The sequence below is a fragment of the Alicyclobacillus acidocaldarius subsp. acidocaldarius Tc-4-1 genome, from assembly GCF_000219875.1.
GTDB lineage: Bacteria > Bacillota > Bacilli > Alicyclobacillales > Alicyclobacillaceae > Alicyclobacillus > Alicyclobacillus acidocaldarius_A.
Genome location: NC_017167.1, coordinates 1,190,630 through 1,213,409, shown reverse-complemented (window position 1 = coordinate 1,213,409; position 22,780 = coordinate 1,190,630). Strand labels below are relative to the sequence as shown.

Genomic DNA, 22,780 nt, shown 5'->3' with positions numbered 1-22,780 from the left:
TCGTCCCCCTTCAATACGTGAACGCTCGAGCCCTGAGCTGCCCGTCCACGATTTGAACCAAATCCGCAATCCACTTCCCGATGACTGGGAGATTGAGAAGCTCGAGCTGTTGCAAGATGAGCACGACCAACCCTGCGATGACGGTGAAGCCGAGGCCGATGCCTAGGCCGCGAAAGATGCCGCCGATGAGATTGAGCAGCGCGAGCCGCCACGGCGTCTGCAGCAGATCGACGTACGCCGCGAAGTTCGCCCCTTCGAGGTATTCCGTCAGTCTGAGCAGTCCGAGATGCGTGAGCGAGTGACGTCGTTTGCGCCGATGCCGCATCTTTCTCACCGTCCCGGCTGTGGATGATCTGCCGATAGTGTGCCCGGCCTCAGTGGATCCATGTCGGACATGTTCACCAGACTGTCATTGGTATCTCCGGCGGGTGTGTGTATGATGGAGTTTGGCAGGGTTGTTTCGACTGGAGAGATGAATCATGCGCAGAACATGGCTGGTCGCCGCTTCCTGGGCCATTCTGTGGATTGGCATCACGTTATTCGCCGCGTGCATCCTCGCCCGCGTTTGGCTGCAACTGGCGCTTCCCTACACCACCTATGTCGTGATCGATTCCTCGCTCGTGGCTTTCGGCCTCGCGCTCCTCTGGTACGCCGCGCGAAGCGAAAAAAATAAGCCGACCACGCGGATCGGCCTGTCGAGGCGCACCTTTTCGTCCTTGGATTACGCGAAGTCGGGTTCAGCCGCCGCGACCTCGCGCCGTGCGAGCTCCCGCTCGAACGATTCCCAGTCGCCTGACTCCATCATCTCCAGTTGCGACTGGATGAGCGAGCGGAACCGCGCGCGGAAAATGGCGGCTTGCTTCTGCATCTCCTCCACCTCGAGCGCCACTTTTCGCGCCTTGTTGAGGGCTTCGCTGATGATCCGGTCCGCGTTCTTTTCCGCCTCCCGAATGATGAGCTGCGCTTCCTTCTTGGCGTTGTTCTTCAGCTCTTCCGCGGTCTCCTGCGCGACGAGAATGGACTTGCTCAGACTTTCTTCAATGTTCTGGTAATGGGCCAATTTCTCGTTGAGCCGCGCAATCTCCTCTTCGAGCTGTTTGTTCTGTCGAATCAACGCTTCGTAATCCTGAATCACGCGTTCCAGAAAATCATCGACTTCATCCTCGTTGTACCCGCGCAGCGAGCGCCGGAACTCTTTATTGTGAATGTCGATGGGCGACAACGGCATGGCGAATCCCCCTCATCTCGACCACAGGCTTGTGAAGCCCTTGTTTGGGCGAAGGTTCGTCACCCTGCTATTCGACAGCAAGCGGCAAAATCCTTCACCACCGCCGCAGTTAGGGGCGAGATCGCAGGACGCCGACCCGAACGATCCATCTGCCGCTTTTCGACTGGCCGACGGTCTCCAACACCCGCACGCGACCGAATCCCCTGACGGACAACACGTCGCCGGGACGAACCTCGGCGTCAGCCGGCGCCTCCGCGTGATTCAGTTCCACGCGGCCACTCGCGACAAGAGACTGCGCATCCTTGCGCGACATCCGACAAGCCTGCGCCACGACGGCATCCATACGCGGTGACATGACGAAAATCTCCCTGGGCTCGTATGGCGGAGGGGGTAGATTCGGGATGTCATGGACGACCTCCGCGACCACCGGCACGCTGCCGACGCGAGCCCAAGTCTCTTGTAGATAGCGCACGAGGGGTCGGGCGACGAACACATACGCTTGTGCGGGCGTGGAGATTGCGATGTCGCCCAACGACGCGCGCTTGAGTCCGAGGCCCAGGAGCGAACCCAGCACGTCTCCATGCGCAAAGGTCCCTTGCACTGCGACCACCTCGAGCGCTTGGATTTCGAAGTCCTCGGGACGCACCGGCCACGGCTCCGGCAAAAGCAGGAGCCGGACGCGCTCCGCGGCGTCGTATCCCCCGAACGCCTCGACGTGGATGCCCGCACCTCGGGCCACGCTTTCGGCGAGGTAGCGTTCGCGAGGCGTCAGAAAGTCGGTCAAATAGGGCGCGTAACTGTCCTGAACCTGCCGGACCCAATCTGAGGCGCGGCGGACCCAAGGCTGCTCCGACGCGCGTACCCATCCGAGCTCCATGGCGTGCGCCTCCTCAGCTCGTGGTCAACTGTGTCAATGTGGTATCCACACCCGCTTCGACGACCAAAAACACCACAACGGCCACGAGCCACGACACATCGACGGACGTCTGGCCCACGCGCACGGGGCGAAGGTGACGCCGAAACACCCATAGATAGGGCTCGCAACAGGCGCGAATCCACCGGCCCACCCGGTATTCGGTCCAATCAGGCACCATCTGAATCAACGCGCCGGCCAAAAGCACCACGAAATAGACGGCGAACATCCACTCCACGGCGTCCGCCAAGCCGTCCATGTGTTCACCCCCTCATGGATTGACCAGCCTTCGTCCGATGCGGATCATCGTGGCTCCTTCCTCGACGGCCACCTCGAAGTCGTCGGACATCCCCATCGAAAGTTGATCCAGCGCTTCGAGCGACAGGCGTGTCCTCAGTTCGTGCAGCAGATCGCGAAGGCCCGCGAAGACGTCACGCACATCCTCGGGACACTCGGCGATGGGCGCCATGGTCATGAGCCCTCGGACCGCAAGCCCTGGAAGCTCGTGGGCGAGGCGGACGAGATGCTCTGCCTCTTCCGGCGCGACGCCATGCTTTTGCGACTCGCCGCTGATATTGACCTGGACCAGCACGTTCACGCCGACTCCCCGCCGCACCGCCTCCTGAGACAGCGCGTGCGCGAGTTCGGGCCGATCCAGCGAGTGAATCCATGCAAAGCGCGGGACGACATACTTGACCTTGTTGGTTTGAAGCGTACCGATGAAATGCCATTCAAAGCGAGAGGCAGCAGGATGCGCGAGCTTGTCCCTCGCGATCTGCCAGCGGTTCTCGGCCGCATCTCGGATGCCTGCGTCGTGCAGCGCGGGCAAGACGTCTGGAGACGCCGTCTTGGTGACCGCCACAATGCGAACGCCCGCCGGATCGCGGCCCGCGCGGCGGCAGGCGTCCTCGACCCGCGCCCGCACATCCTCGACCCGCTGGCGCACAAATCCGTAATCCACCGGTCAGTCCCCCATCTCAAGCGCGATAACCGCCATCTGTCGCCCTGCGCGCTCGCCCTCGCGGCGGTGCGAGAACAGGTGGCCGTTTCGGCAGGACGTGCAGACGCCGGCGTCATAGACGTGATCTGGCTGGACCCCGCAAGCTTCAGCCGTCAGGCGGATGGCATGAGGCAGACTGAAGACATACTTCCTAGGGCGCCGAAATCTGGGCAACAGCGCTCGCTCAAGCGGCGTGTTTCGGACGTGGTCGGCCACCACGTCGTCTACTTCGTAACAGCACCGCCGAATGCACGGGCCAATGGCGACATGCAGATCCCCCGGATTTGTCCCGTATTCGTCCCGCATGCGCTCAATGGCGCAGGCGACAATCTGTTGCACGGTGCCCCGCCATCCCGAGTGGCACGCGCCCACCGCGCGGCGGACGGGATCGTACAAGAGGACGGGCGCGCAGTCGGCGACGAGGATGGCAAGCGCGAGGCCGGGAACATCCGTGACCATCCCGTCTGCCTCGAAGGCGGAGTCCGTCGGCGCATCGACGCGAATGACGCGATGGCCGTGCACCTGCCGCACCAGGCACAGCGCCTCCGCTTGCATACCCGCACTGCTGAGCATCCTTGCGCGGTTGGCGCGGGCTGCTTCCGGGCCCGCGAGGCGCGGCGACAGATCCGCATCCGTCAGCGGCCACGTGTCCAAATGGCGAAAGAAAAACATGGCACGCACGCCCGGGCCCGCAAACGGCGGGCGAATCCCGAGGCCGCCATGTTGCCCTATCACGTCCTTCAGCAAGCGCATCCCTCCGCCTTCTATCATACATCCATCCGGCTTCGCAGCGCCACGCATCAGTAGCCGCCCGTGCCGCGTTTGCCGGACTGCGGAGGGAGATAGTAGCCCGGCTCCCCAGGCGGGCGCAGATCCACGAGGATCACGTCCGCGCCAATTTTGACAATCTGGTTCCACGGAATGATGTAGTCCTGCGATCCGCCCACCATGCCGAAGAATTTCGACTGGCCGGGAATGACAATGGCGCGGATCAGCCCGCTGTCGAGGTCAATCTCCAAATCGCCGATGGTCCCGAGCCGCTTGCCGTCCTCGACGTTGACCACGTCCTTCGACTGAAGCTCCGAAATGCGCACCACGCCTATCCGCCTCCCATCGGTCCTACGCTCATCATATGACCGATGGCGGATCGGTTACGACTGAATGTGCTTGTACATGCGATGAATGGCGGCCTTCTCGAGGCGGGAGACCTGCGCCTGCGAGATGCCGATCTCGTCCGCCACCTCCATCTGTGTCTTGCCCTCATAAAATCGCTTCGCGAGGATTTTCTTCTCCCTATCCGACAGCTTTCGCATCGCCTCTCGCAGCGCAATCCCCTCGACCCACGCCGAATCCTTTTCTCGCTCGTCGTGAATCTGATCCATCACGTAGATAGGATCTCCCCCATCGTGATAGATGGGCTCGAACATGGAGACGGGATCCTGAATCGCGTCGAGCGCGAAGACGACCTCCTCCTTGGGCAGGTTCATTTCGTTGGCGATCTCGACGATGGAAGGCTCGCGGAGGTTTTTCGATGCCAGCATGTCGCGGACCTGGAGCGCCTTGTAGGCGATGTCGCGAAGAGACCGGCTGACCCGGATGGGGTTGTTGTCCCTCAGATACCTGCGAATTTCGCCGACGATCATGGGGACTGCGTAGGTGGAAAAGCGAACATTCTGATTGAGATCAAAATTGTCAATGGCTTTCATCAGTCCGATGCATCCGACTTGGAACAAGTCGTCCACATATTCGCCGCGATTGTTAAACCGCTGAATGACGGATAAGACCAAACGCAGGTTGCCGTTGACCAGTTTCTCGCGCGCCGAGAGGTCTCCGGCTCGAAGCTGTTCAAACAGTTCGCGCATTTGAGCATTCGTGAGAACAGGGAGTTGAGATGTGTTGACGCCGCAGATCTCCACCTTGTTGCGCTTCAAAGAAGTCCCCCCAAGTCTGCCCGTCATACACGTGTGAACAGAATTCCAAAATTCGTCTTAAGTATGTCCGGACTTGGGCGGGTTATGCAGGGTCGACGCGCAAAAGGCGGCGCTTCCTGGCGCCGCCGCGGAGACAGGGCGAAGATGCGGCTCTGGCCCTCACATCATCTTGTTAAACTCCCGCTGAAGCCGCTTCAGAATGCGCTTCTCCAAACGCGATATGTAGGATTGAGAAATCCCTAGAAGGTCCGCGACGTCTTTTTGCGTCATTTCCTGACCGGTCCCCAGGCCAAATCGGAGCTCCATGATGGTGCGCTCCCGTTCGCTCAATTTGTCGAGCGCGTCATAGAGCAATTCGCGGTCGACCTCGTCTTCGAGATTGCGGTAGATCGTGTCGGAATCGGTGCCAAGCACATCGGACAACAGCAACTCGTTTCCGTCCCAGTCCACGTTCAGCGGCTCGTCCAGTGACACCTCGGCGCGAAGTTTGTTGTTGCGGCGAAGGTACATCAGGATCTCGTTCTCGATGCAGCGAGACGCGTACGTCGCGAGTTTGATCTTCTTGGATGGGTCGAACGTGTTCACGGCCTTGATGAGCCCAATTGTGCCGATGGACACCAGGTCTTCGATGTTGACGCCGGTGTTCTCGAACTTGCGGGCGATGTACACGACGAGGCGCAAGTTTCGCTCGATGAGCATCGAACGCACGGACGGATCGCCCGAAGGAAGCCGTTCGAGAAGATATTGCTCCTCTTCCTTCGTGAGCGGCGGTGGAAGCGCCTCGCTTCCGCCGACGTAATAAACCTCATCCGGCTGACCCAGGAGGCGAACTCGCAGGCGGATGTACAGGAGGCGAAGCCGAAGGAGCGCGAGGCGGCGCTTGGTCTCGAGAAACTGGAACGCGTACATCGTCATCCACTCCATTCATGACTTCTGGGTGCAAGATGGCTTGAAACGTCCCCTCCGCGCAGAGCACGCCGGGAAATACCGCAAACAGGCTGTCCGCGCCGCGGGTGCGCGATCCATCCGCCTGCACCAGGTACACGGCCTTTGGTCGGAGCGCGACGGTCAACCCGCGGCCGGACGCCCCTTGAAAAGGCACGATGGAAAACGGTGTGCCCGGCAACGCCTCGGTCAGGGCATCCAGCAGATCCGCGCCGGCGGCCACCTTCTCGCGGACCGGCTCGGGAAACGCCGGCATGAGGACAGCGGCGTCGACCAGCGACACGGGGCGCTTCGAGACGGGATCGACCAGTGCGTTGCCCGTGTCGACGAGGGCGCGGCAGCGAATCACCATCTCGTCGAATTGCACCTCGAGATCGACCAAGGATGTCTCGACGCGCGCATCCTTTCGCAGGCGCGCAGCCAGGCGCTTGAGCCCGCCCACGGCGAGCGGCAAGCCTACCATCAGGCCGAGCGTCTCGCCCGAGGTGGCAAAGGCCACGCCGCGGTTGCTCCACAGGGCGTGGTTGAGCGTCGTGCCCGGCAAAGCGAACCGAGCGGCCACGCTTGCCCCGGCCACGACGAACGACACGAGGTAGTAGACCCCGATGAGGCGGGCGAGATCGAACGCGTTTCGGTGAGGCAGGGCGAACCACACCATGAGCACAGACACAAGCGCCTTGCCGGGCCAGGTGGTGACAAGGGACAGGGCAGGGACAAACAGCGCGAGGGCGTACGTCGCGCCTACCAAGGCGCCTGCCAAAAGCCGCGTCCAGCGCGCCCGGCGCTTCATCAACCAGCCGGTCGTCCAGAGCAACGCGAAGTCCATGATGAAGTTGACCATCCAGACGATGTCGATGTAGACCACCGGCAGGGCCTGCACACCATCACCTCAGGTGGAGCACGGCGTGTCCCATCCGACGGGCGGGATGTCCGCGAGATCACACCGCATCGTTTGGAGGCAAGTATAGTAGATTTCTATTACGAAGCCTGTCGGAACTTGACGGGTGAGTCGTAGACTTTTTTTGGAGAAGGCGGTCGAGGCATGTGAGGAGCAGTTGATGTTAGGATCAAACTGTGGACAGGGCGAATCGAGAATGTAAAAATAAGTTGAATTCGAGGTGAGCCCTTGTGACACAGAAGTACGACAAAGAATTTAAACTGCACGCAGTAGAGTTGGCGCTCGAGAGTGACAGACCGGCGAGCGAAGTGGCTCGTGATCTCGGGATTTCCCCGAAGAGCTTGTATGGGTGGATCGCCAAGTATCGTGAGGATCCCGATCACCCCTTTGTTGGAAGTGGACACCTGCGCCCGGATGCACAAGCCCAACGCGATTTGGAGCGGGAAAACCGACGTTTGCGCGAGGAGAACGAGATCCTAAAAAAAGCTGTGCGCATCTTCACGCACGACCGGAAGTAGCCTTCGCTTGGATCCATGCACACCGCTCCGAGCTTTCGGTTCAGAAGATGTGCCAACTCCTACGGGTTTCTCGGAGCGGGTATTACGCCTGGTGCAAACGCCCGGAAAGCCAACGTGCGAAGCGACGCAAGCGCTTGATTCGACGGATTCACGAGTTGTTTGTGGAGTCCAGGCGCTTGTACGGCAGTCCGAAGATTACGGCACTTCTTCGTCGAGAAGGAGAGCGCATTGCTCAAAAGACCGTGGCGCGTTGGATGAAAGAGCACGGCCTCCGAAGCCGGACGGTGCGCAAGCACAAGGCCACCACGGCGTCACAACACACGTATCCTGTGCACAAGAACGTGCTCGACCAACGCTTTGTGACGGAGCACCCCGGTCAGGTGTACATGGCCGATATCACGTACATCCCGACCGACGAGGGGTGGCTGTATCTGGCGAGCGTGGAGGACTTGTATACTCGAAAGATCGTCGGATGGCGTGCGGATGCACGCATGACGAAAGAACTTTGCTTGGACGCACTTGATCAGGCCTATCGACGAGGACGGCGCAGAGAAGGATGTGTCACGCTCCATCATTCGGATCGCGGTAGCCAATACGCGTCGCACGAGTATCAAGATCGCCTACGAGCGTATGGTATGGTGCCAAGCATGAGTCGAAAGGGAAACTGTTATGACAATGCCTGCATGGAATCCTTTCACAGCGTTCTCAAGCGGGAACTCATCTATCTGGAGCGATTCAAAACGCGTGCGGAGGCCATCCAGCGGATTTTTGAGTACATCGAAGTCGGGTGTGTCAAGTGATCTGTGTAAACTCCATTTTTGAAGAGATTACCTTCGGCCCTGTAGCGAACACCCAGATGTCGTACCCATGTGAGGCTGTCAAGGTGCGCTTTCCAGCCTTGACAGCCGATTCCGGGCTGCCATCCTGGTCCGACGTGGCATGCCACACACCGTGGGCATGCCACCTAACGTCGTCATGGCAGGTATGGCGTCACTCGGTCCCCGAAGTAGATGGCTAGTTGCCCTAGAATGGTGCCCCAGTTGGCCACCCGCATCGTCCATTTTCTCGTCACCTCCATCGTCGCCAGATACAGCATCTTCAACAACGACTCGTCGTTTGGGAACATGCTCTTGCCCTTCGTCGCTTTTCGTAACTGCCTGTGGTAGCCCTCGATGATGTTCGTCGTATACATGATTCGCCGCATTTCCACGGGGTACCGATAGAACGTCGCGAGCTCCGTCCAGTTGTCTCGCCACGACTTCACACACAGGGGATAGCGCGCTCCCCATACCCGTTCAAACTGGTCAAGCTCCATCAAGGCCGCCTCTTCCGTGGGTGCCTGATAGATGGGCTTGAGTGCTGCCGCGACCGCCTTTAAATCCTTGTAGGACACATACCGCAGCGAATTGCGAATTTGGTGGACGATGCATTTTTGGACATCGGATTGCGGGAAACAGGCGGCGATGGCTTCGCTGAATCCCTTCAGGTTGTCCGTCGAAAAGACGAGCACATCCTGCACGCCACGCGCCTTCAGGTCATTCAACACGCCTAGCCAGAACTTCGAGGACTCACTCTGCCCAATCCAGATGCCCAGCACATCTTTCTGACCCTCGATGTCGATGCCAATGACCATGTACGCCGCCTTGCTTACCAAGCGGCCTTCTTCGCGCACCTTGTAGTGAATGGCGTCGAGGAAGACGACGGTATAGAGGGGGTGCAATGGACGATTCTGCCACTCCTGAATCCGCGGCAAGAGGCGATCGGTGAGGTTCGACACCAGCGTGGGAGATATCTCTACGCCGTAGATCTGCAGGAGGTGGTCCTGGATATCCCTCGTGCTGAAGCCACGAGCATAAAGGGCAATGACCTGTTCCTCGATACTTGGCATGCGCTTCTGGCGTTTTTTGCACAATCGCAGGCTCAAACTCGCCTTTTCGGTCTCGAGGAAGCGCGATCTCGATCTCACCGAGTTCGGACTGCACCGTCCGCTTGGCGCCGTGGCCATTTCGGGCGTTATCCGTATCTTTGTGCTTCGCGTCGTATTTGGCATATCCGAGATGCGTGTCCATTTCAGCCTCGAGCATCTCTTGGACGGTGCTCGCGAAAAGCTCCCTGAGCATGCTTTGGACGTCGTGAAGATCCTTCAGCTTGCCGTCTCGAATGAGTTGACGGATTTGCTCCTTGGATAGAACATCCATGCTCTTTCACTCCCCATGTAGACTCCCGCGTTTGGGCTTGGGGAGTTTACACAGTTCATTTTACACTCTCTCGATGTCTGGTACAACCGAAAGCGAATCCACGCATCCATCGGATACCATACCCCGGACGAATGGGAGCGGTGTTATTATGCGAATACGGGTTGAGGACGAGATAACCGCTCATACCGAAGGGCTTGATGTGGAGAAGCGGGCATGATAGCCTGGCAGGCTTTACGAGGGCGAGCGTCGCTCGGCTGCACAAAACGCGAAGTCATGCCCGCAGAGGCTCCATGTCAAGCCCTGACCGCCAATATCGACGCCGATCCGTGCACATTGAACAACATTCTCGGTTTTGGGGTGTCCACAAACTTGACTTAACACCACAGTCCCAGAACTGAATGCGAGGGCATCCACACGCCGGCCAGGGGTCTGCCCATGGAGGGCAGACCCCTGGCCGGGGCAAGAGATTTGGTTCTGTGCGAGGAAACTGATTCGGCAGGCTCAGCGATCGCGCCCAAACCTGCTGTTCTGGCGGCGCATGAACGCCGGAATTTCCCACGGATTCCCCGTGTTCGGCACATGGATGACCGGGTCCTGCGCCGACGGATGGCGCTGTACCGTCCCTCGCACGACGTTGTCGTGCGGCTCGTGGTGCAGTTGATTCTGCCGCGCTTGTTGTTGCTGCTGATTGGAACCATCAAATCCCGTCGCAATCACGGTGACGACAATCTCATCTTCGAGATTCGGATCGATGGCCGCACCGAAGATCATGTTGACATCTGGATCCGCAGTCATCGACACGATATCCGCAGCTTCGTTGACCTCCCAGAGGCTGAGATTCGTCCCGCCCGCGACGTGCATGAGGATGCCGCGCGCGCCGTCGATGGACGTTTCCAAAAGCGGCGACGAGATGGCTTTCTTCGCCGCCTCCGCGGCCCGATTTTCGCCAGAGGCGATGCCGATACCCATAAGGGCCGAGCCGCGCTCCGTCATAATGGCCTTCACGTCCGCGAAGTCCACGTTGATGAGAGCGGGCGTCGCGATGAGATCCGAAATGCCCGACACGCCTTGCCGCAGAACGTTGTCCGCCTCTCGGAATGCTTCCAGGACAGGTGTATTGCGATCCACAATCTCGAGCAGGCGGTCGTTCGGAATGACGATGAGCGTGTCGACCTTCTGCTTCAGCTCGTTGACGCCCTGCTCGGCCTGAATCATGCGGCGGCGTTGCTCAAACCGGAATGGCTTCGTCACGACACCCACCGTGAGGGCGCCGAGCTCCTTCGCAATCTCGGCGATGACCGGTGCGGCGCCCGTCCCTGTGCCGCCGCCCATCCCCGCCGTGACAAACACCATGTCCGCGCCTTTCAGCGCGTTGGCCAGCATTTCACGGCTCTCTTCCGCTGCCTTCTTCCCAATCTCGGGATTCGCGCCTGCGCCCAAACCGCGGGTCAACTTTTCGCCAATCTGGAGCTTCGTTTCGGCCTTCGACAGCTTGAGCGCCTGGGCATCCGTGTTCACGACGATAAACTCCACGCCCTTGACGCCCGATTCGATCATCCGGTTCACCGCATTGCACCCGCCGCCGCCGACGCCGATCACCTTAATATTAGCAAGGGAATCAGTTTCAAAATCGAATTCCAGCACTGTGGGTCCTCCTAATCTATTTGGCTCCGCACTTCCCCTGCGACAGTATGGTGTCAGCGCGCACGTGCGCGCACACACCGGCCGACATCACACGAAATCGCGCAGCCAATCTTTGATTCGTGCAAATACGCCGACGTGATTGGACGAACGAACCTGACGAGCGCCAGCGTTGTAATCCGCCGAGCTTGGCCGAAGCCCCGTGCGCGCAGCATACACAATCATGCCGACCCCGTTGACGAAGGACGGATCGCGCACCCCGAGGAACTCTGGAACGGCGATGCGCACAGGCGCCTGCAGTTCCTCCCCCGCCAACTCGGCCGCGGAAGGCGTCGACATGACGCCGCCGTGAAACACGTAACCCGCCGGCAGCTCGTCGGCGTAACCCATCTTTTCTACTTCTTTTCGCACTAAGCCGAATATCTCCTGCATGCGAGGCTCGATAATCGTGGCGAGATCGTACTGCGTGAACTCGGCCTCCTTGTTGCTCCCCATGCGGGGCACCCGAAAGGTCTCATGCTCAGATGCCTGCTCCACCATCGCGCAGGCGTGGCGGAGTTTGACTTGTTCGGCCGCGACCGTGTTGGTCCGCAGCCCGATGGCGATGTCTTGCGTCACATAGTCGCCGCCAATGGGAATGATGCTTGTCCCCATCAGCACGCCGTTCGCGAACACGCTGACCGACGTCACGCCCGCGCCCACGTCCACCAAGGCGACGCCCAACTTCCGCTCGTCCTGGGTGAGCGCGATTTGGCTCGCGGCCATGGGCGCGAGCACGAGATTCGCCACTTCCAGTCCCGCGCGCTCCACACATCGGACTATGTTGTGAATGGCGGTGCGGCTTCCGGTGATGAGGTACGCATCCACCTCCAGCCGCACGCCGAGCATCCCGCGCGGATCCATGATGCCGCGCAGGCCGTCGACGACAAACTCCTTCGCAACCACGTCAATGACCTCGCGTTCCGGAGGCAGCGCCACGACTCGCGCTTGCTGCAAAACGCGTTCAATATCTTCATCCGTGATCTCGCGGTCCGCCGAGGACACGGCGACCACCCCGTGAGAGCTGTGCAGCTGAATGTGCTCCCCCGAGATGCCGACGTATGCGGATGGGATGCGAATCCCCACCATGCGCTCGGCGTGATCGACCGCTTCGCGGATTGAATCAACCGTTTTGTCAATATCGACAATCGCACCGTGGCGCAGTCCTTGACTCGAGGCGGAGCCCACTCCAATGATGTTCAAGTTGTTTCCGGTCGACTCTCCGATGATGACTCGCACCTTCGAAGTGCCGATGTCGAGACTGACGATGTAGTCCTCCTTGGCCAACCGAGTGGCACCTCCCTAGAGCGCCCGAGACTGCGATTCTTTATCTACTTCCACACGGATTTCGACAATCCTCTAGCGCGGGCGAAAAATCTTTGATTTCCAGGAGCCGCTTCCATCAATCCTTCGTGGAAGCCATGCGCCGGGCCACGCGTCGCTGCCGAATGAGGGTGAACACATGCCGACGGATGACGGCGATGTTTTGAAACAGGCGGACGCCAAACGCCACAACGGCCGCCAAATAGAGGTCCACACCAAGCTGGTTACCGATGTAAGCCAACAGGGCGGCAACCAAGGTGTTGGTAAAAAACCAGATAGAAACACAGCGCTGTCGAATGTCTTGTCCAAACTCGCTCGAATGCCGCCCACGACGGTGTCGAGCGCGGCAAGGATGGCAATGGAAAGATAGCTCGTGAACGCGACAGGAATGACGACGTTGGTCACCAAACCGAGCCCAATGCCAACGGCCAAGCCTAATACCGGCAGCCAGTACATCAGCCATTCCCCTCCTTCGCGTATTGCCCAGGCAACGGTCCCGTGTACGCAGGCACGGTCACGCCGTCGGACGAGGGGTAGGCCCGAATGATGAAATCTTCGCCCATCGCCTCAAAATAGCCCTGCAAGACGTTCACCGAGAGCCCGGTTTCCATCTGTTGCACGTTGCCCACCGCCTGAATTACGTAAGGCTCCTCGATAGGCTTTCCATTCACGTGCACGCTGCCGATACCGTTCACCTCGACGAGCCGAATGGACGAGGTGCCGACCAGGCGTTGGCCATTGATGGCGATGGCCGTGGCACCATTGGCAAACAGGACGTTGACGACCTCGTCCAACCACTGATCCGCTTGTTGAGGAAACAGCGCCATCTGAGCTGGGCTCGCGCCCAGTTTCGCATCAGGTTGGATGGTAATGGTAATTCCTGGGCCCGTGACGGCCGTGAGCCCGGCCTCTACCGCCAACTGGCGCTCATCCCGCGCCAACACTTGTCGGAGCTCCTTCTGACTGCCGCTCGCGGCCCTGTACTCCGCGAGCTGAGCCTCGAGCTTCGAAATCTGTTGTTCGAGAAGGATGTGTTCCTGCGCCTGTTCGGAGACCTGTGTGCGAAGATCGATATAACTCGTGTTGCCCGAGCCAACGGGCCCCTCCGCCGTCAGATCGACCGTCACCATGAAGCCCAGGGCGGCCACCGTGGCCGTCGCCACCCAGATGAGACTTCGGTTGGAGCGAGCGGGCATCTGCGTCACCCCTGCAGCGAATTGGTGTAGGCCGGAATGTGGATATCGTTCTCGACCTCGGGCGTTGAAACCTGGAGACCTTCCTGCCGCATCGCATCGAGAATGCCGCCCTGAATTTCGAGGGCAGAAGAGAGCACCGCCGGATCCCCAATCGCCACCACCGTGAACGGGGCACCGAGGCGATGGCCGTTGACGGAGACCACGGGCCCTTGGCATTCGATGGAGGATGTGGCGAGAACCCGATAATCGTTGATGGCCACAGCCTCCGCCCCGGCCGTGAACAGCTCGTTGACCAGATTGCGAAGCGTCCAATCGTGCGCGAGGATCTGCTCCACGTCGCTGCCGCCCGCGCTGCCGTCGTTCAGCGTGACCTGGATGCCCGGCCCGTGAACCGGCGTGAGCCCCGCCAGGATGCGTTCGCCCGCCATTCGCTGCTGGAGCGCTTGAACGGAGTCGGTCGATCCGGCGGAGATTTGCTCATATTGCGCAATCTCTTGCGTCAGCGAGGCGAGCTGTTGCTGAGCCTCCTGGTTCGACTGCTTCAACTCGCTGAGCCGTTCTGCCAATTGACGGTTCACCGCCGAATTGCCGCTGACGAGCACGCCGAGGGCGGCCGCCGCATGATTTTGCCGGTAACTCACCGTCAGCATGTAGCCCAATGCCACCGCGACCACCGTGAGCGATGCGATGACGCGTCCTTGCGCGTTCACAGGCTCCCTCCTTTTCAGGGGTGCGAGGCGGTTTTGGAGCTTGTCCCCTCGACGGGCTCGCCTCGGCCAGAAGCCGATGAGGTATCTTCATTCGAACTGGGCGCCGACGAAAACGGAGTGTATCGGTAAGGCGGCGACCCAGTCAGGTCAATCACGCCCGGGCGATATCCCTTGCCCTCAAAATAGCGTATCGTCGGCTGGATGGCGGCCAACGAACCTCGCAGATTCGCTACGTCCGCCAACACTTCGAAGTCGTTGTCGAGATAGAGCGTGACCGTGCCGTCTCCGTTGACGTGGATTTCCGACACGCCGGTCAACTCACTCGCGGGAACCGAAGCGAGTTGATGACAGACCGCTGAGACGGCGGCTGAAGCCATTTGGTGCACGGTGAGGTCAGAGTCCTGGCCAGTCACGATGGGATAGGGTAGCCCTGCGGTGGAAGGGATCTTCTGGTATACGAAGCCGTTTGACATGAGCTCATAGAACCCGCTGGGATCTGCGTACACGGCGACGACGTCTCGCTCGTGAACGCGGATGGACACGGTCCCAGATGGCCACGACACGGAGATGGCGGCGCGATCCACCATGGGCAACTTCGCGACGATCTCCGAAGCGGCCCGCTTTCGGTTGACTTCCCAGAGACTCTCGCCGTACCCAACACCGCTCGCTGCCACAATCTGCGCCATCGGAATGGTCGTGTTGCCGCTCACCTCAATGTGGCGCACGCGGGCGAGCGGCGACTCCAGCACCGCGACAAGCCCGATGAACGCGAAGAAGCTCACGACAATCCGCCGATTTCTCGCCTTTCGACGTTCGCGCTCTTCTGCCGTTCCTTGTCGTGGCATGCTTTCACGCCTTTCGCCGCCTGTGCGCCCCCTCTTGACTCACTGCTTCGTACGCGACGCGCGTGCCCCGAGCATTCGAAGCAGCGCAGCCATGTCCTCATAGCCGCGGTCGATATGCTGGAGTCCTTCGACCTCGGTCACACCCTGGGCCGCGAGGCCGGCCACGACGAGCGCCGCACCACCGCGGAGATCCGCCGCCGTCACACGCGCGCCGGACAAGTGCGGCACTCCTCGCACGATGGCCGTGCGCAGATCGACCGACACGTTGGCGCCCATGCGGACCAATTCGTCGACGTGCTTGAAACGGGCTTCAAACACGCTTTCCTGCACAATGCTCGTGCCTCTGGCTATGGTCAAAAACGCCATAAACGGCGCCTGAAGGTCCGTCGGAAACCCTGGGTAAGGCGCAGTGCGGATGTCAATGGGAGATGGGGTCTCCTCACAGATAATAGTGATTATATCATGTTCGACCTCGGCGCGAATACCTGCATCTCGCAGTTTCTGAAGCACAACCCCCAGGTGATCCGCCCGAGCACCCACAAGCCGCACCTCGCCGCCCGCCGCGGCTACCATGGCCATCACCGTGCCCGCGACGATGCGGTCCGGGATGACCGTGTACGACGCCTCTCTAAGCTTCGACCGCCCGCGCACCTCAATGCGCGCCGATCCGGCCCCGTGGATCTCCGCGCCTGCGGCCTTCAAGAAGTTCGCCAGGTCCTCCACTTCCGGCTCACGCGCCGCGTTTTCAATCACCGTGGTGCCATCCGCCAACACCGCCGCCATCAGCAGGTTCTCGGTCGCGCCGACCGACGGAAAATCGAGCACGATGTGGGTGCCGACGAGGCGCTTAGCTTGACAACGAATCAGCCCATGGGATTCCTCAATCCGCGCCCCAAGCGCCCTGAGTCCTCGAAGATGAAAATCAATGGGCCGCTGGCCAATGACACACCCGCCCGGCTTGGACACGGTCACTTCACCGCATCGCGCCATGAGGGGCCCCATCAAGAAGATGGAAGACCCCATGCTCCGCGATAGATGTTCCTGACGTCACTCGAGGAATAGGACGAGATCGACGTCCACCTCGCGAGACCGCTTTGGGCGAAACACGCGCACCTCTCGCACGACGGAGAGGATCAGCGCGCGCTCCAGATGGGGATCGTCAGCCAATCGTGCGCACAGTGCGCTCACCCATGCTTCCCACCCCTCGGGAGTCGATAGGTCAGCCGATTGCGCCTCCGCCTCCCGACATACCTCAAGCGCGCGCAGAAGGCGAGCCTGCTCGCGGACAAACACCTCCTCTGACACGACACCGGACGCGTAGGCCTCCGCGAGCCTGCTCAGGCGTGCCACGGCGACGCGGCGCTTCCGCCGAACCGTGCGCAACTCGTTCGACGCTGCATCCGCCTGATAAGCGGAGGCCATCGCTTCGAGGTCAGGCCGGACGCGCCGAAGGAGTTCTTCCACGACCAGCGTCTCCAGCGCTCTGGCGTCCACCTGATTGGGCGTGCACCCCCCACCCGTGACGTATCGCCCGCAGCGATAGATGGGCCTCTTTTCGCGCTCATGGTCCCGTTGGGTCACCTGCCAGCCTGCGTACATGGCGCTTCCACAGAAGCCGCACCGCGCGATGCCAGCGAGCGGTCGCTTCGAACCCTGCGATCGCGGCGACAACGCATGGCGCCGCTTGAGGATGTTGCGCAGGACTTCGAATTCCTCAGGGCTCAAAATCGCCTCGTGCGCTCCTTCAACGCACACCCACTCGGCAGGCTCGCGCTCGGTTCGCCGGTTGCCTTGCGTCTTGCGCCGGTTCCACACGGAGACACCGGCCAGCGCCGGGTTGGAAAAGAGCGTCCGGACCGTGCGATCCGTCCACAGCCGCCCCGTCTTCGTCCGCACGCCGAGGGCGTTGAACTCCATGGCGACGTCCCTCGGGCTCGCCCCCGTCAACAGAAGGCGCGCCCCCTCGCGCACCCATCGGGCCTCGCGCGGATCCGGCGTCAAGCGACCGTTGACCAGCCGATAACCGAACGGCGGCTTCGTGGCGAGCTCGCCGCGCTGGGCCATCGCCAGCAGATTTTCGTGCACGCGCTCCGCGATCATCTCCCGCTCGAACTCGGCGATCACGGACAACATCTGCGCCACCAATCGCCCCATGGCCGTCGAGATCTCGAAATTCTGCCTGGTGGAGCGGTAAAAAACCCCATGCAGGTTCATCTCGTCGACAAGGCGCGCGAAGTCCGCGACGCTCCGCGTCAGCCGATCAATGCGCGTGGTCACCACGCCGAGCACGCATCCCGCCCGGATGTTGGCGCGCAAGCGCTCCATCTCCGGACGGTTCAAGGACTTGCCGGAATACCCGTCGTCGCAATACAGTTCGTACCTGGAAAACCCGTGCGAGCGAGCATATTCCACGAGCTGCTCCTCTTGCTCCCTCAAGCTGTGACCGGATATGGCCTGCTCCTCCGTCGAAACCCGCACGTAGAGCGCCAGGTGCCGCTCGGTCACGACTCGTTCACCCGCCTGCCGCGGTGCGCGAGCATGCGCTCCAAAAGGGGACGGGCGACGGCCATCACGCGATGCGCCACCTGCGCTTCCATCTCGCGCTCAGGTACCAGTGCCTCACGCTTTGCGTCCCAGACGTAGACGGCGCGAATTCGCATCTCAATCGCCTCCCGACAGACCGATATGCGGGAGGGTTTGACCATCTTGCCGGACGAGGCTAGCCGACGCGAGCGGTCATCCTGGAGGCGATGGCATCGGCAATGCGGGGAGCTTGGAGGCGGCCATTTTCGATGAAGATGCGGTTGGCGTCAAATCCGGACACCACCACGCCCGCCACGTAGATGCCTGGCACGTTGGTTTCATAGGTCGCCTCGTCGTGCGCCGGGATTCCCGTCTCTGGATCGAATTGAATACCAAGCTTTTCGAGAAACGAAGTATCCGGGTGGTAACCCGTAAGCGCCAGGACGTGATCGCACGGAATGTCGAGCCGACCCTCGGGCGTCTCGACGCGAACGTGATCCGCGCAGATCTCGGTGACGCGCGAGCGAAAGTGGAAGGCAATCGCCCGTTTGTCAAGGAGGCTCTGGATATCGGGCTTGACCCACGGCTTGATTTTGTCGGACATGGCCGGGCCCCGATGGACGAGCGTGACGCACGCGCCGACCCGGTGCAGATCGATGGCGGCCTCAGCCGCGGAGTTGGTGCCACCGATGATGACCACGCGCTGCCCGTAATAGGGATGAGCGTCCCGATAGTAGTGCGTGACATGGGGAAGGTTTTCGCCGGGCACGCCGAGCATGTTGGGATGATCGAAGTAACCCGTGGCCACCACCACGGCTCTCGTTTCCGTCACAAGCGGCCTCCCGGAAAGGGTGCGCGAGTGGATGCGAAATCCTCCGCTTCCGTCCCGCTCGACGGCTGTCACCTCTTCGTACTGGCGGACCGGCAGCTCAAGCCGCTGAACGACAGTCCGGTAGTACGTCAGCGCCTCCATCCGCGTGGGTTTGGCCCGTTCGGTGTAAAACGGGATATCGCCAATCTCGAGGCGTTCAGGTGTGGAGTTGAACACCATTTGCGTGGGGAAACGGTAGATGGTCGACACGATGCAGGATTTCTCGATCACGACGTGGGAAATGCCGCGCCGCTTCAGCTCGACCGACACAGCCAAGCCACACGGGCCGGCACCAATGACACACGCTTCGAACATGGCCCTCGCTCCTAGCGGAAATCTCCATCTGTGAATCTCTGGTCTCCGTCATTATACCACGGAGATGTGACCAGCTCGGCGTGCATCGGGCGTGACACCCACGGTGATTTCGTCAGGCGGTCGCGATGAGCAATTCGCGCCTCATGGGGGACCTCATCTTCTGCATGAGGTGTGAAGGAACCTGCGTCGAAGAGAGCGTGCTGGCGTCGACCGTCACCGTTCCGGCCGACATGGACACCTTTGCACCGAGACTCTTCAGGATTTCCAACATGACGCGGACATCCTCGAGATCGGGGACGTTTTTGATCACGGAACGACCTGCCACCATGACAGTGGCGGCGAGGATGGGAAGGGCCGCGTTCTTCGCGCCGGCCACCCGCACTTCGCCGGTCAGCGGTACGCCGCCCTCAATCCGCAGCAATTCCATCGTCCGCACCTCCCGACAAGGGTTCGCCAAGCACGCGGACCTCGGTTTCGAGGGCGATGCCGAACCGCTCTCGAACCACCGACTGCGCGTGCCGAATCAGCCACAGCACATCGCTCGCCGAAGCGTTCCCCAGGTTGATGATGAAGTTCGCGTGCTTGTCGCTGATCATCGCCTGGCCGCGGCGCAGTCCCTTGAGCCCCGCTTCCTCGATAAGTCGGGCCGCGTGGGTGCCCTCGGGATTTCGAAACACGGAACCGCAGTTCGGAAAGCTGAGTGGCTGAGTCGCAATGCGCCGCTGGGACCATTCGCGAACGAGGCGCCGCATCTCGTCGCGATTGCCTGGCTCCAGCTGAAACTTGGCCCGTGTCACAATCCCGAAGCGATCCTTGAGCACGCTGTAGCGGTAGCCAAAGCGCAGCTCTTCGTTCGAAAGCCGCGCGATGGCTCCGGTCTCGTCCATCACCTCGGCCCACGCGAGCACCTCGCATGTCTCGCGGCCGTACGCGCCTGCGTTCATCATGACCGCGCCGCCGACGGACCCGGGAATGCCGGTCGCAAATTCGAGGCCTGAGAGACCGTGGCGGATGGCCAAATTCGCCAGCGCGACGTACGAACGGCCCGCCATTGCGTAGACCGCGCACTCGTCCTCTCTCACGTCGCACGAAGCGAAGGCGTCGTGCAGCTTGATGACGAGGCCGCGAATTCCGCCGTCCAACACCAGGGTGTTGGAGCCGCGGCCGATGACGGTGATAGGTAGGCCGTGGTCTCGCGCGGCGCAAACGCACGCGCGCAGGGCGTCCACCGAGTCCGGCTCGACAAAGTAATCCGCAGGTCCGCCGATCCGCCACGTCGTATGCCGCTTCATCGGTTCGCCCCGGATCACCTTCACCCCTTGCTCCATCAGGATGTTCACCAACGGATCGTCTTGCATGTCAGGTCCTCCATGAGCTTTCACTGGGTCACCTACCTCACCGCCGCAACCGCATCATATGCCGCTCTAGGCAAAGGGTGAGTGCCTAGGTGCGACGCTTTTCCGCCACTTCGAGGACGAGATCGCCCAGCCGCCTGACGGCGTCCGGCCGGCCGAAGCTCCGCGCCCGCTCCCGAACTTCAGCGAGATCGCCCTCGAGCATGCCGCAGATCTCGTTCCAAAGGACTTCCGGCGTGAGATCCGCTTCTCGGACCACTCGGGCGGCGCCCGCGCGGGCAAGCTGCATCGCGTTTTCCTCCTGGTGATTCGCCGTCACGTACGGGCTCGGAACCAGGATGGACGCGACCCCGAGCGCGCAGATCTCCGCGAGCGTGCTCGATCCGGCCCGGCTCACCATGAGGTCGACGTGAGGCAAAAGCGCAGGCATGTCCGAAATGAAGGCGTGGAGCGTGACATTCCGGGGGAGCGGTCCCACCTCTGTGCGAAGGGTCTCAAAATGGCGCTCGCCCGTGACGAACAACACACGCCACTCGGGACGGTCCGCAAAGCGCGGAAGCATTTCCGCCACCACCCGATTCGCGGTCTCCGAGCCCCTGCTGCCAAACACAATCAGAATGACGCGCTGTCCCCGCAGAATTCGATAGTGATCGCGCGCCCTCCGCTTGTCCTCCGCGGAGACCTCCACCACCTCGCTCGCGCGCGGATTGCCCGTGAATACCACGCGCTTGGCGCGCGGGAAGAGCGCCACGCTCTCTGGAAAGCACACCGCCACCGCGTCCACGCGCCGCATCAAGAGCTGATTGGTGAGCCCGGGGCGCGCATTGCCTTCCCAGATCACGGACGAAACGCCGAGCCTGGTGGCGGCGTAGATCACCGGCAGCGACACAAAGCCCCCCGTTCCAACAGCGACATCGGGCCGAAAGTCGCGCAGAATGCGGAGCGCTTCCCGATAGCCGCGGTACGTGATGGCCAGGGTGCGCACGGCGTCCAGAGACAGTTCTCGCCGAAGTCCCGCCGCGGGAACGGAGGCGAAGGCGAGACCGGCCTCGGGGACGAGACGGCGTTCCAGCCCTTGCTCTGTACCCACGTACAGAAATTCAGCGCGCCCGACACGGGCCTTCAAGTGGCGCCAAAGCGATAGGGCGGGGAAGATGTGGCCGCCTGTGCCCCCACCCGTCAGCAACACCTTCATTCTACCATCCCCGCCTGCTTTGAAATGTTGAGCAGAATGCCGACGCCGCTCAGCAACAGCGTCAACGACGATCCGCCATAGCTGATAAACGGCAACGTGATGCCCGTCGCCGGAATGGACCCGGTCACCACGCCGATATTGATCAGCACCTGCACCGCAATCATTCCGGTGATACCCGTCGCCAAAAGCGTACCGAAATCGTCCGGCGCATACAGCGCCGTGCGGATGCCTCGCCAGATGAGCACGGCAAACAACAGCAGCACCGAGACGGTCCCGAGCAGGCCCAACTCTTCTCCGACAATCGAAAAGATGAAGTCGGTCTGAGGCTCAGGCAGGTAGAGAAACTTCTGCCGACTGTGCCCCAGGCCGAGACCCAGAATGCCACCGGATCCAAGGGCATAGAGGGATTGGATGATCTGATACCCCTTCCCAAGCGGGTACTTCCAGGGGTCTAAAAAGGCGTAAATGCGGTCCATCCGGTAGGGCGCCATGGCGACGAGACCCGCGAATCCGACGGCGCCCGCGCCAAAGAGGGCCGCCAAATGCGACCAGCGCGTGCCCGCGACAAACAGCATGATGAGGGTGGTCCCCATGATCACCACGCTCTGGCCGAGATCGGGCTCCAGCATGATGAGTCCCACCGCAACCAGGGCGAGTCCCATCGGCGGGACGAATCCGCGCCAGAACGAGTACATCCGGTCCTTCGACTCGGCGAGCAAGTGCGCGAGAAACATGACGAGCCCCAATTTCGCGAACTCGGATGGCTGAATGCCGAGCGAGCCGATGCCGAGCCACGCCTTCGATCCTCCGCGGTTCACGCCTACCACAAGCACAAGCACCAGAAGCGCATAGCTCGCCAGCGCAATCTTGGGCGCCTGCTTGCGCCACACGTGGTAGTCGATGCGCGAGAGCCAGATCATCAGGCCGACACCCATCAGGGCCCAGAGAAACTGCCGCTTGGAGAAGTAGAAGGCGTCCTGGAATCGCGTCGCGGAGATGACCGACGAAGCGCTGTGCACCATGGTCACGCCAAACGCGAGCAGGAGCAAGATGACGCCTACGAGCGCGAAGTCGGGCGACGAACCGGGCTCCTGTTTCGAAGACGCCGACATAGACCGCAACACCGCGTTCCCTCC

Annotated in this window: 24 protein-coding genes and 3 pseudogenes; 2 read left to right on the top strand and 25 right to left on the bottom strand. The window is 61.2% G+C overall.

Annotation, left to right across the window (positions count from 1 at the left end):
• Positions 1–10 precede the first annotated feature (10 nt).
• From TC41_RS05655 to TC41_RS05610, 10 genes are all read right to left on the bottom strand, one after another.
• Positions 11–325, bottom strand: coding sequence for a DUF5665 domain-containing protein (locus tag TC41_RS05655; protein WP_014464050.1), 315 nt, complete (start codon positions 323–325; stop codon positions 11–13).
• Positions 326–721: 396 nt separating this feature from the next.
• The gene (locus tag TC41_RS05650) at positions 722–1,228 is read right to left on the bottom strand and encodes a DivIVA domain-containing protein (protein WP_014464049.1); all 507 of its coding nucleotides are present in this window, start codon (positions 1,226–1,228) and stop codon (positions 722–724) included.
• A gap of 109 nt (positions 1,229–1,337) precedes the next feature.
• Positions 1,338–2,105 carry a YlmH/Sll1252 family protein gene (locus TC41_RS05645; protein WP_014464048.1) on the bottom strand — a complete coding sequence of 256 codons (768 nt, stop codon included), beginning with the start codon at positions 2,103–2,105 and terminating at the stop codon, positions 1,338–1,340.
• Positions 2,106–2,118: 13 nt separating this feature from the next.
• Positions 2,119–2,400, bottom strand: a complete 282-nt coding sequence (locus TC41_RS05640) for a YggT family protein (protein ID WP_014464047.1) — start codon at positions 2,398–2,400, stop codon at positions 2,119–2,121.
• A 12-nt stretch (positions 2,401–2,412) separates the two neighbouring features.
• The gene (locus TC41_RS05635; RefSeq protein WP_014464046.1) at positions 2,413–3,102 is read right to left on the bottom strand and encodes a YggS family pyridoxal phosphate-dependent enzyme; all 690 of its coding nucleotides are present in this window, start codon (positions 3,100–3,102) and stop codon (positions 2,413–2,415) included.
• A 3-nt stretch (positions 3,103–3,105) separates the two neighbouring features.
• The gene (pgeF, locus tag TC41_RS05630; RefSeq protein WP_014464045.1) at positions 3,106–3,894 is read right to left on the bottom strand and encodes a peptidoglycan editing factor PgeF; all 789 of its coding nucleotides are present in this window, start codon (positions 3,892–3,894) and stop codon (positions 3,106–3,108) included.
• A 47-nt stretch (positions 3,895–3,941) separates the two neighbouring features.
• On the bottom strand, positions 3,942–4,238 hold the full coding sequence (locus TC41_RS05625; RefSeq protein ID WP_014464044.1) for a YlmC/YmxH family sporulation protein: 297 nt from the start codon (positions 4,236–4,238) through the stop codon (positions 3,942–3,944).
• A 54-nt stretch (positions 4,239–4,292) separates the two neighbouring features.
• A complete protein-coding gene (sigG, locus tag TC41_RS05620; protein WP_008339624.1) occupies positions 4,293–5,072 on the bottom strand; it encodes an RNA polymerase sporulation sigma factor SigG in 780 nt (259 codons plus the stop codon).
• Positions 5,073–5,231: 159 nt separating this feature from the next.
• Entirely contained in the window at positions 5,232–5,981 is a 750-nt protein-coding gene (gene sigE / locus TC41_RS05615) for an RNA polymerase sporulation sigma factor SigE (RefSeq protein WP_049784339.1), read from the bottom strand.
• Entirely contained in the window at positions 5,878–6,897 is a 1,020-nt protein-coding gene (locus tag TC41_RS05610) for a sigma-E processing peptidase SpoIIGA (protein ID WP_014464043.1), read from the bottom strand. Before TC41_RS05610 ends, sigE begins: the two co-directional genes overlap by 104 nt.
• Positions 6,898–7,145: 248 nt before the next feature.
• Between TC41_RS05610 and TC41_RS05605 the strand changes: the two genes are divergently transcribed.
• Both TC41_RS05605 and TC41_RS05600 read left to right on the top strand, forming a co-directional pair.
• Positions 7,146–7,433 carry a transposase gene (locus TC41_RS05605; protein WP_006446210.1) on the top strand — a complete coding sequence of 96 codons (288 nt, stop codon included), beginning with the start codon at positions 7,146–7,148 and terminating at the stop codon, positions 7,431–7,433.
• A gap of 11 nt (positions 7,434–7,444) precedes the next feature.
• Positions 7,445–8,233, top strand: a complete 789-nt coding sequence (locus TC41_RS05600; RefSeq protein ID WP_237700093.1) for an IS3 family transposase — start codon at positions 7,445–7,447, stop codon at positions 8,231–8,233.
• Between the two features lie 173 nt (positions 8,234–8,406).
• Here TC41_RS05600 and TC41_RS05595 read toward each other — a convergent pair.
• From TC41_RS05595 to spoVE, 15 genes and pseudogenes are all read right to left on the bottom strand, one after another.
• Positions 8,407–9,631, bottom strand: a pseudogene (locus TC41_RS05595) (IS256 family transposase).
• A gap of 501 nt (positions 9,632–10,132) precedes the next feature.
• Positions 10,133–11,275, bottom strand: a complete 1,143-nt coding sequence (gene ftsZ, locus TC41_RS05590) for a cell division protein FtsZ (RefSeq protein ID WP_041695095.1) — start codon at positions 11,273–11,275, stop codon at positions 10,133–10,135.
• Between the two features lie 87 nt (positions 11,276–11,362).
• Positions 11,363–12,598 (bottom strand): cell division protein FtsA, encoded by a 1,236-nt coding sequence (ftsA, locus tag TC41_RS05585; protein ID WP_012810653.1) that lies wholly within the window; start codon positions 12,596–12,598, stop codon positions 11,363–11,365.
• 115 nt (positions 12,599–12,713) lie between these two features.
• Positions 12,714–13,090 (bottom strand): annotated as a pseudogene (locus TC41_RS05580) (small basic family protein).
• The gene (locus TC41_RS05575; RefSeq protein ID WP_041695094.1) at positions 13,090–13,830 is read right to left on the bottom strand and encodes a DUF881 domain-containing protein; all 741 of its coding nucleotides are present in this window, start codon (positions 13,828–13,830) and stop codon (positions 13,090–13,092) included. The pseudogene TC41_RS05580 and the gene TC41_RS05575 overlap by 1 nt, the downstream one beginning before the upstream one ends.
• Positions 13,831–13,835: 5 nt before the next feature.
• A complete protein-coding gene (locus TC41_RS05570) occupies positions 13,836–14,540 on the bottom strand; it encodes a DUF881 domain-containing protein (protein ID WP_014464037.1) in 705 nt (234 codons plus the stop codon).
• 14 nt (positions 14,541–14,554) lie between these two features.
• Positions 14,555–15,385 (bottom strand): cell division protein FtsQ/DivIB, encoded by an 831-nt coding sequence (locus TC41_RS05565; RefSeq protein WP_014464036.1) that lies wholly within the window; start codon positions 15,383–15,385, stop codon positions 14,555–14,557.
• 39 nt (positions 15,386–15,424) lie between these two features.
• Positions 15,425–16,414: pseudogene (gene murA, locus TC41_RS05560) on the bottom strand (UDP-N-acetylglucosamine 1-carboxyvinyltransferase); the annotation flags it as partial.
• Between the two features lie 18 nt (positions 16,415–16,432).
• Positions 16,433–17,890: a recombinase family protein gene (locus tag TC41_RS05555; protein WP_014464034.1), complete on the bottom strand. Its 1,458-nt coding sequence runs from the start codon at positions 17,888–17,890 to the stop codon at positions 16,433–16,435.
• Positions 17,887–18,045, bottom strand: coding sequence for a hypothetical protein (locus TC41_RS16545; protein WP_014464033.1), 159 nt, complete (start codon positions 18,043–18,045; stop codon positions 17,887–17,889). Before TC41_RS16545 ends, TC41_RS05555 begins: the two co-directional genes overlap by 4 nt.
• 59 nt (positions 18,046–18,104) lie before the next feature.
• Positions 18,105–19,094, bottom strand: coding sequence for a YpdA family putative bacillithiol disulfide reductase (locus tag TC41_RS05550; protein ID WP_014464032.1), 990 nt, complete (start codon positions 19,092–19,094; stop codon positions 18,105–18,107).
• A gap of 112 nt (positions 19,095–19,206) precedes the next feature.
• A complete protein-coding gene (locus TC41_RS05545; protein ID WP_014464031.1) occupies positions 19,207–19,521 on the bottom strand; it encodes a UDP-N-acetylglucosamine 1-carboxyvinyltransferase in 315 nt (104 codons plus the stop codon).
• Entirely contained in the window at positions 19,502–20,452 is a 951-nt protein-coding gene (gene murB, locus TC41_RS05540; RefSeq protein WP_014464030.1) for a UDP-N-acetylmuramate dehydrogenase, read from the bottom strand. Before murB ends, TC41_RS05545 begins: the two co-directional genes overlap by 20 nt.
• Before the next feature lie 85 nt (positions 20,453–20,537).
• A complete protein-coding gene (gene murG, locus TC41_RS05535) occupies positions 20,538–21,644 on the bottom strand; it encodes an undecaprenyldiphospho-muramoylpentapeptide beta-N-acetylglucosaminyltransferase (RefSeq protein WP_014464029.1) in 1,107 nt (368 codons plus the stop codon).
• Positions 21,641–22,756 carry a stage V sporulation protein E gene (gene spoVE / locus TC41_RS05530; protein WP_014464028.1) on the bottom strand — a complete coding sequence of 372 codons (1,116 nt, stop codon included), beginning with the start codon at positions 22,754–22,756 and terminating at the stop codon, positions 21,641–21,643. The genes murG and spoVE overlap by 4 nt, the downstream gene beginning before the upstream one ends.
• Between the last annotated feature and the right edge of the window lie 24 nt (positions 22,757–22,780).

Coding starts and splice junctions, on each gene's coding strand:
- spoVE (WP_014464028.1), bottom strand. CDS start 22,756: ATGTCGGCGTCTTCGAAACAGGAGCCCGGTTCGTCGCCCGACTTCGCG.
- murB (WP_014464030.1), bottom strand. CDS start 20,452: ATGCAAGACGATCCGTTGGTGAACATCCTGATGGAGCAAGGGGTGAAG.
- pgeF (WP_014464045.1), bottom strand. CDS start 3,894: ATGCGCTTGCTGAAGGACGTGATAGGGCAACATGGCGGCCTCGGGATT.
- TC41_RS05650 (WP_014464049.1), bottom strand. CDS start 1,228: ATGCCGTTGTCGCCCATCGACATTCACAATAAAGAGTTCCGGCGCTCG.
- TC41_RS16545 (WP_014464033.1), bottom strand. CDS start 18,045: ATGCGAATTCGCGCCGTCTACGTCTGGGACGCAAAGCGTGAGGCACTG.
- TC41_RS05575 (WP_041695094.1), bottom strand. CDS start 13,830: ATGCCCGCTCGCTCCAACCGAAGTCTCATCTGGGTGGCGACGGCCACG.
- TC41_RS05565 (WP_014464036.1), bottom strand. CDS start 15,385: ATGCCACGACAAGGAACGGCAGAAGAGCGCGAACGTCGAAAGGCGAGA.
- TC41_RS05550 (WP_014464032.1), bottom strand. CDS start 19,094: ATGTTCGAAGCGTGTGTCATTGGTGCCGGCCCGTGTGGCTTGGCTGTG.
- TC41_RS05645 (WP_014464048.1), bottom strand. CDS start 2,105: ATGGAGCTCGGATGGGTACGCGCGTCGGAGCAGCCTTGGGTCCGCCGC.
- TC41_RS05655 (WP_014464050.1), bottom strand. CDS start 325: ATGCGGCATCGGCGCAAACGACGTCACTCGCTCACGCATCTCGGACTG.
- TC41_RS05640 (WP_014464047.1), bottom strand. CDS start 2,400: ATGGACGGCTTGGCGGACGCCGTGGAGTGGATGTTCGCCGTCTATTTC.
- sigE (WP_049784339.1), bottom strand. CDS start 5,981: ATGTACGCGTTCCAGTTTCTCGAGACCAAGCGCCGCCTCGCGCTCCTT.
- murG (WP_014464029.1), bottom strand. CDS start 21,644: ATGAAGGTGTTGCTGACGGGTGGGGGCACAGGCGGCCACATCTTCCCC.
- TC41_RS05545 (WP_014464031.1), bottom strand. CDS start 19,521: ATGGAATTGCTGCGGATTGAGGGCGGCGTACCGCTGACCGGCGAAGTG.